The following is a 6,254-nucleotide window of genomic DNA, read 5'->3' as shown; positions in this document are numbered from 1 at the left end:
CGAGGTGCCGGCCGACCCGGACCTGGTGGTCGAGGAGGTCTCCACGGGCTTCTGCGGGGCGGTGATCCGCTGCGAGGCGGGCACGGTGACGCTGCCCTCCTCCACCAACCCTCCCTCCTCCACCAACCCTCCCTCCTTCACCACCCTCACCCAGGAGCCGACATGTCCCACCACCTGAGCCGTCGCCAGATCCTCCACCTCGCCACCGCCTCCGCCGCCGGGCTCGGGCTCGCCGCCTGCGGCAGCGGCGGGTCCGGCGGGGACCAGAAGGGGGCCGACGGCGACAGCGGACGGATCACGGTCTGGAGCTGGACCACCGCCGCCGAGGCGCTGCGCGGGGTCGTCCCCTCCTTCGAGCGGGACAACCCGGGCATCACGGTCGACGTCCAGGACCTCGGCAACCCGGCCATCTGGGACAAGATCACCGTCGGACTGGCCTCCGGCGGCAAGGGCCTCGCCGACGTCCTGCACATCGGGGTCGACTACCTCCCCGGCTACCTCCAGAAGTTCCCCCAGGGCCTCGCCGACCTGTCCAGACTCGGCGCCGACCGCCACAAGAACGCCTTCGTGCAGGGCTTGTGGCCGACCGTCCTGGGAGAGGGCGGAGCCGTCCGCGCGCTGCCCTGGGAGGTGAACCCGCTCGGCCTCTTCTACCGCCACGACTACTTCGAGAAGGCCGGCGTCGACCCCGAAGCGCTCACCAGCTGGGACGACCTGATCGCGGCGGGGCCGAGTATCCGGGCCGCCGGCGGCGCCCAGCTGCTCGGGCTCGACAAGCCCGGCACCGCCCAGGACCTGGACTTCTTCCAGAGCCTGATGCTGCTCCAGGGCGCCTTCTACTTCGATGCCGAAGGCAGGATCACCCTCGCCTCCCCGGCGGCCGTCCAGGCCCTCACCGTCATCAAGCGGCTCAACGACGCCGGCCTGGTCGCCGACACCGCCGGCGAGGGCACGTGGAAGCGCCTGGTCGGCCAGGGGAAGCTCGCCACCGCCCCGTACCCGGCGTGGGCCGTCGAGTACCTGGCCACCAAGTTCCCCGCCCAGAAGGGGCGGTGGCGGGTCATGCCGTCGCCCGCGGCCGTCCCCGGCGGCGGCCGCAGCGCCGTCGTCAACTCCACCTACCTGACCGTCTCCGCCACCAGCCCGCGGCGCAAGGCCGCCTGGAGGTTCGTCGAGTACGCGCTCACCAAGCCCGCGGAGATCAACCGCATGTTCGCCTCCGGCGGTGTCTTCCCCGCGCTCAAGGCGGCGTACGACGACCCGAAGTTCAACGCCCCGCACCCCTTCTACGGCGGGCAGCGTGTCCTGCGGTCCTTCGTGGACTCGCTCGGCGCCGGCGCGGCCGCCACCAACTTCACCGGCGACTACAGCCGGGCCCTCAAGCTCGCCGCCGACGCCCAGACCCAGGTCCTGCTCAAGGGCGCCGACCCGGCCGCCGTGCTCCAGGCCGCGGCCGGGCGGCTCGCCCAGCAGACCGGCCGGCAGCAGGCGGCCTGACCATGTCCCTCGCCCCGTCCGACACCACCGGCGCCCGCCGCCCCGCGGTGTCCGCCCGCACGGGCCGCCGCCGGCGGCCAGGGCCCTCGGGCCGCCGCCGGGTGCTGACCCGCGGCTCCGTCCCGTACCTGCTGATCATGCCCGCAGTCCTGGGCTTCGCCGTCTTCAAGGCGTACCCCATCGCCGCCTCGTTCTGGATCAGCCTGACCACCGGGAACGGCGACTCCGAGCGCTTCGCCGGACTCGCCAACTACCGCCGCCTGGTGGGTGATCCGCTGTTCTGGACCGCGCTGGAGAACACCGCCCTGATCCTCGTCGTGCAGGTCCCGCTGATGCTCGGCCTCGCCCTGCTCGTCGCCCTCGGCCTCGACTCCACCCGGGTGCGGCTGCGTCCGCTGTGGCGGCTCGGCGTCTTCATCCCGTCCCTCACGGGCCTGGTCGCCGCCGGCGTGATGTTCTCCGTCATCCTCAACCGCGACGCCGGACTGCTCAACTGGATCCTCTCCCTCGTCGGCGTCGACCCGGTGAACTGGCTCGGCAGCCCCTCCTGGGCCCGCGTCGGCATCGTCCTCGTCCTCACCTGGCACTACACCGGCTACAACGCCGTGATGTACCTCGCCGGACTCCAGGGGATCCCCAAGGAGCTGTACGAGGCGGCGATGGTCGACGGCGCGGGACCCGTCCGCCGCTTCTTCTCCATCACCCTCCCCCAGCTGCGGCCGATCCTCCTCCTCACCGTCGTCCTCTCCACCATCGGCACCCTCCAGCTCTTCGACGAGCCGTACGTCCTCACCGGCGGCGGCCCCGACAACGCCACCCTGACGGTCACCATGTACCTCTACGAAAACGGCTTCAAGTACTTCGACTTCGGCTACGCCTCGGCCCTCGCCTACGCCCTCGCGCTGCTCGTGTCCGTCCTCGGCGTCCTCCAGGTCCGCCTGATGGGAGAACGCCGGTGAAGGCCCGCGGCACCCTGCTCACCCTGCTCCTCGCGGGAGCGTTCGGCCTCTGCGTCGGCCCGTTCTGGTGGCTCGCCATGGCCGCCACCCAGCACGACAGGGACGTCTTCTCCTGGCCGCCGAAGCTGCTGCCCGGAGGCCACCTCATGGAGAACCTCCAGGGCCTCCAGGAGTCCATCGGACTCGACCGCGTCCTGGTCAACTCCCTGGTGGTCGCGGGCCTCCAGACCGCCGGCGCGGTCGTCGTCTCCGTCCTCGCCGGATACGCCTTCGCGAAGTTCGACTTCCGCGGCCGGAACCTCTTCTTCATCGTGCTGCTCAGCACCCTGGTCATCCCCGACACGGTGATGCTGATCCCGATCTTCCGGATGATGACGGACATGGGCCTGATCGACACCTACCCGTCGGTCGTCCTGCCCGGCCTCGTCACCCCCTTCGGCATCTTCCTCATGCGGCAGGCGCTGCGCTCCATGCCCGACGAACTCCTCGACGCCGCCCGCGTCGACGGCGCCGGCGAACTCCGCGTGCTGTGGCGGATCGTCATCCCCGTCAACCGGCCCGTCATCGCCGCCCTCGCGCTCTTCGTCTTCCTCGGCGGCTGGAACCAGTTCGTCTGGCCGCTGATCGCGCTGCGCAGCCCCGAGATGTACACGCTGCCCGTGGCCACCGCCACCCTCCAGGGCCTCTCGACCACCAACTACCCGCAGGTGCTGCTCGCCGGCGCCATCTCCGCCATCCCCGTGATGGCCCTCTTCCTCGTCCTGCAACGCCAGTTCATCTCCGGCCTGCTCGCCGGGGCCACCAAGGAGTGACCACCGTGACCACCGCACCGGACGCCACCACGCAGCAGCCCGTACCGGCCTGGCGCCCCAACTCGCCCGCCGACGACACCTCCGGCACCGCCGTCCACCGGCAGCTCGCCACCGGCCTCACCCACCCGGCCACCGGACACCCCCTCACCCTCCACCTCACCGCACTCGGCGGCGACCGCTGGCACACCGCCGTCACCCCCCTCGACGAGGGCGTCGCCCTGATCGAGGTCACCGCCGACGACACCGTCACCGTCCGCGCCGAATGGCGCGTCGCCTGCGCCGGCGCCACCGCCCACTGGACCCCCGACACCAGCGCCTCCCGCTGGCTCCCCCCGTCCTGGATCGCGCCCCGCACCGTCTCCCTCGCCCACGGCGCCCCCGTCACCAGCCTCGTCGGCACCCACGACCGGGCCCTGTGCACCGCCGCAGCCGGAGAGACCACCGCGCCCGTGCGCATCGGGGCCGGTGTCGTCGAGGAGAGCGGCGAGTTCGCCTTCACCTTCGAGCAGGACCTCACCCCCGACGGCCCGCCGCTGCGCCTGCGCGTCGACCTCAGCGGCCGGCACTTCGCCGCCACCCTCCGCGACGTCACCGACTGGTGGGCCGAAGGCCTCCACCACCCCGGCGTCGCGCCCGCCGCCCGGATGCCCGCCTACTCCACCTGGTACAGCCTGCACCAGAACGTCGACACCGCCGCCGTCGAACGCCAGGCCGCCCTCGCCGCCGACCTCGGCTGCGAGAGCGTCATCGTCGACGACGGCTGGCAGACCACCGACCGCGCCCGCGGCTACGGCCACTGCGGCGACTGGGAACCCAACACCGCCGCCTTCCCCGACCTCGCCGCCCACGTCGCCGAGGTCCACCGACTCGGCCTCGCCTACCTCCTCTGGTACGCGGTGCCGTTCATCGGCCGGCACAATCCCGCCCGGGACCGCTTCCAGGGCATGATCCTGCGCGAGGAACCCCACCTCGACGCCGCCGTCCTCGACCCCCGCCACCCCGAGGTCCGCGCCCACCTCGTCGACACGGTCGCCCGCGCCGTCGAGGAGTGGGGCATGGACGGCGTGAAGCTCGACTTCCTCGACCGCTTCGCCGTCGCCGACCCGCCGCCCGCACCCGCCGGCGCCGACCACACCACCGTCCACGGAGCCGTGCGCCGGCTCCTCGCCGACCTCGACGCCCGGCTGCGCCGCACCCGGCCCGACGTCATCGTCGAACACCGCCAGCCGTACGTCGGCCCCGGCCTCTGGCCGTACGCCACCATGGTCCGCGCCGTCGACTGCCCGCTCAGCCCGGCCGAGAACCGCCAGCGGGTCGTCGACTGCCGGCTCACCGCGGGACCGCTCGCCGTCCACTCCGACATGATCATGTGGCACCCCGCCGAGACCCCCGAGGCCGTCGCCGTCCACCTCGTCAACGCGCTCTTCTCGGTGCCCCAGATCTCCGTCGACCTCGCCGCCCAGACCCCGGGCCAGCTCGCCGCCCTCCGCTTCTGGCTCGACATCTTCCGCCGCCACGCCGACGTCCTCCAGCACGGCGCACTGGAGCCCGCCCGCCCCGACCTCGGCTACCCCCTCGTCCGCGCCGCAGGCCCGCACACCACCGTCGTCGCCCGCTACGCGCCGCTGCCCGTCGCCCTCCCCGACCGGGACGACGCCACGAGCGCGGCACCCGGGCCGCGCACCCTGCTCGTCGCCAACGCGGACCCCGACCCCACCGTCCTCCTCACCGCCGTCCGCCCGGAACGGGCCCTCGCCCTCGTCCAGGACTGCCGGGGTGAGATCCTGTCCGAGACCGAACTCGACCTCGTCCCCGGAACGAACCCGGTGACCGTACCGACCGGCGGCCTGCTCACCCTCACCCGCGAGGGCTGACCGAGCACTCAGCGAGCGCGCCGCGGGCGGACGGCCACTGCCCGCGGCCCGCCGACCCCAGAGGAACGATGACCCCTCGACAGGTGACCATCGAAGACGTCGCCCGCACGGCGGGAGTCTCCCGCCAGACCGTCTCGAACGCGCTCAACGCCCCCCACCGGCTGCGCGCCGCCACCCTCGACCGGGTCACCGCCGCCATCGAGGCCCTCGGCTACCAGCCCGACCAGTCCGCCCGCAGCCTGCGCACCGGCACCCGCAAGGTCATCGGCTACCCCGCCCCCGCCGACAACCCCGCCGACCCCAACCCCCTCATGGGCGGCTTCCTCCAGGCCCTGGTGAGCGCCGCCGACACCGTCGGCCACCGCGTCCTGCTCTTCCGCTGCGACCCCCAGCAGGGCGCCGGAGCCGTCGCCAAGTCCTTCCACGGCCTCATCGCGGCCCGCCAGGTCGACGGCTTCGTCCTCTCCGACGTCGTGCACGACGACCCCCGGGTCGACGTCCTCGCCGAGGCCGGCTTCCCCTTCGCCGCCTTCGGCCGCACCGCCCCCGGCCGCCCGCAGAACTGGGTCGACATCGACTCCGCCGCCGCCACCGCCGACCTCGTCGGCCACCTGCTCGCCCAGGGCCACCGCCGCGTCTGCTACGTCAACTCCGCCGCCGCCCTGCCCTGGATGGCCGACCGCCGCGCCGGCCTCCTGGCGGCCGGCGCCGCCGCGCCCGACGGCGCCTTCGAGGTCGGCGTCCCCGACGACGACCCCGCCGCCCTCTCCCGTGCGCTCCAGCGGCTGCTCGCCGGACCCGACCGACCGACCGCCCTGGTCTGCGCCAGCGACTGGCTCGCCCTCACCGCCTACCAGGCCGTCCGCGCCGCGGGCCTCGCCGTCGGCACCGACGTCGCCGTCACCGGCTTCAACGACCTCCCCCTGTGCACCTTCCTCCAGCCCACCCTCACCAGCGTCCGGCTGCCGCTGCCCGCCATCGCCCACGCCCTCGTCGACCGCCTGGTCACCGTCGTCGAGGACCGCGAGGCCACCCCGCCCGAGGGGCTGCTGCTCCCGGCGGAGCGGATCGTCCGCGACAGCACGCCCGACCGGCGGGGCGCGCGGGGCTGA

General features: G+C 73.5%; 5 protein-coding genes and 1 pseudogene. All 6 read left to right on the top strand.

What is annotated here, in order from left to right:
- A pseudogene (locus tag AB0E19_RS10875) lies at window positions 1-94 on the top strand (DUF3097 family protein); the annotation flags it as partial.
- Window positions 95-162: 68 nt separating this feature from the next.
- Window positions 163-1,497 (top strand): extracellular solute-binding protein, encoded by a 1,335-nt coding sequence (locus AB0E19_RS10870; RefSeq protein WP_362176566.1) that lies wholly within the window; start codon window positions 163-165, stop codon window positions 1,495-1,497.
- A 2-nt stretch (window positions 1,498-1,499) separates the two neighbouring features.
- Complete coding sequence (locus AB0E19_RS10865) at window positions 1,500-2,456, top strand: sugar ABC transporter permease (RefSeq protein WP_362176563.1); 957 nt, start codon at window positions 1,500-1,502, stop codon at window positions 2,454-2,456.
- On the top strand, window positions 2,453-3,268 hold the full coding sequence (locus tag AB0E19_RS10860; protein ID WP_362176560.1) for a carbohydrate ABC transporter permease: 816 nt from the start codon (window positions 2,453-2,455) through the stop codon (window positions 3,266-3,268). Before AB0E19_RS10865 ends, AB0E19_RS10860 begins: the two co-directional genes overlap by 4 nt.
- A gap of 5 nt (window positions 3,269-3,273) precedes the next feature.
- A complete protein-coding gene (locus AB0E19_RS10855) occupies window positions 3,274-5,142 on the top strand; it encodes a glycoside hydrolase family 36 protein (protein ID WP_362176557.1) in 1,869 nt (622 codons plus the stop codon).
- Between the two features lie 68 nt (window positions 5,143-5,210).
- Window positions 5,211-6,254 carry a LacI family DNA-binding transcriptional regulator gene (locus AB0E19_RS10850; RefSeq protein WP_362176554.1) on the top strand — a complete coding sequence of 348 codons (1,044 nt, stop codon included), beginning with the start codon at window positions 5,211-5,213 and terminating at the stop codon, window positions 6,252-6,254.

Source organism: Streptomyces sp. NPDC047974 (assembly GCF_040653375.1).
Taxonomy (GTDB): domain Bacteria; phylum Actinomycetota; class Actinomycetes; order Streptomycetales; family Streptomycetaceae; genus Streptomyces.
Note: the sequence above shows the minus strand (reverse complement) of the source record. Positions and strands in the feature narration are given on the sequence as shown.

What these genes read in the sequence shown, in the direction of transcription:
- AB0E19_RS10850 (WP_362176554.1), top strand. Translation starts at nt 5,211, where the DNA reads ATGACCCCTCGACAGGTGACCATCGAAGACGTCGCCCGCACGGCGGGA.
- AB0E19_RS10865 (WP_362176563.1), top strand. Translation starts at nt 1,500, where the DNA reads ATGTCCCTCGCCCCGTCCGACACCACCGGCGCCCGCCGCCCCGCGGTG.
- AB0E19_RS10870 (WP_362176566.1), top strand. Translation starts at nt 163, where the DNA reads ATGTCCCACCACCTGAGCCGTCGCCAGATCCTCCACCTCGCCACCGCC.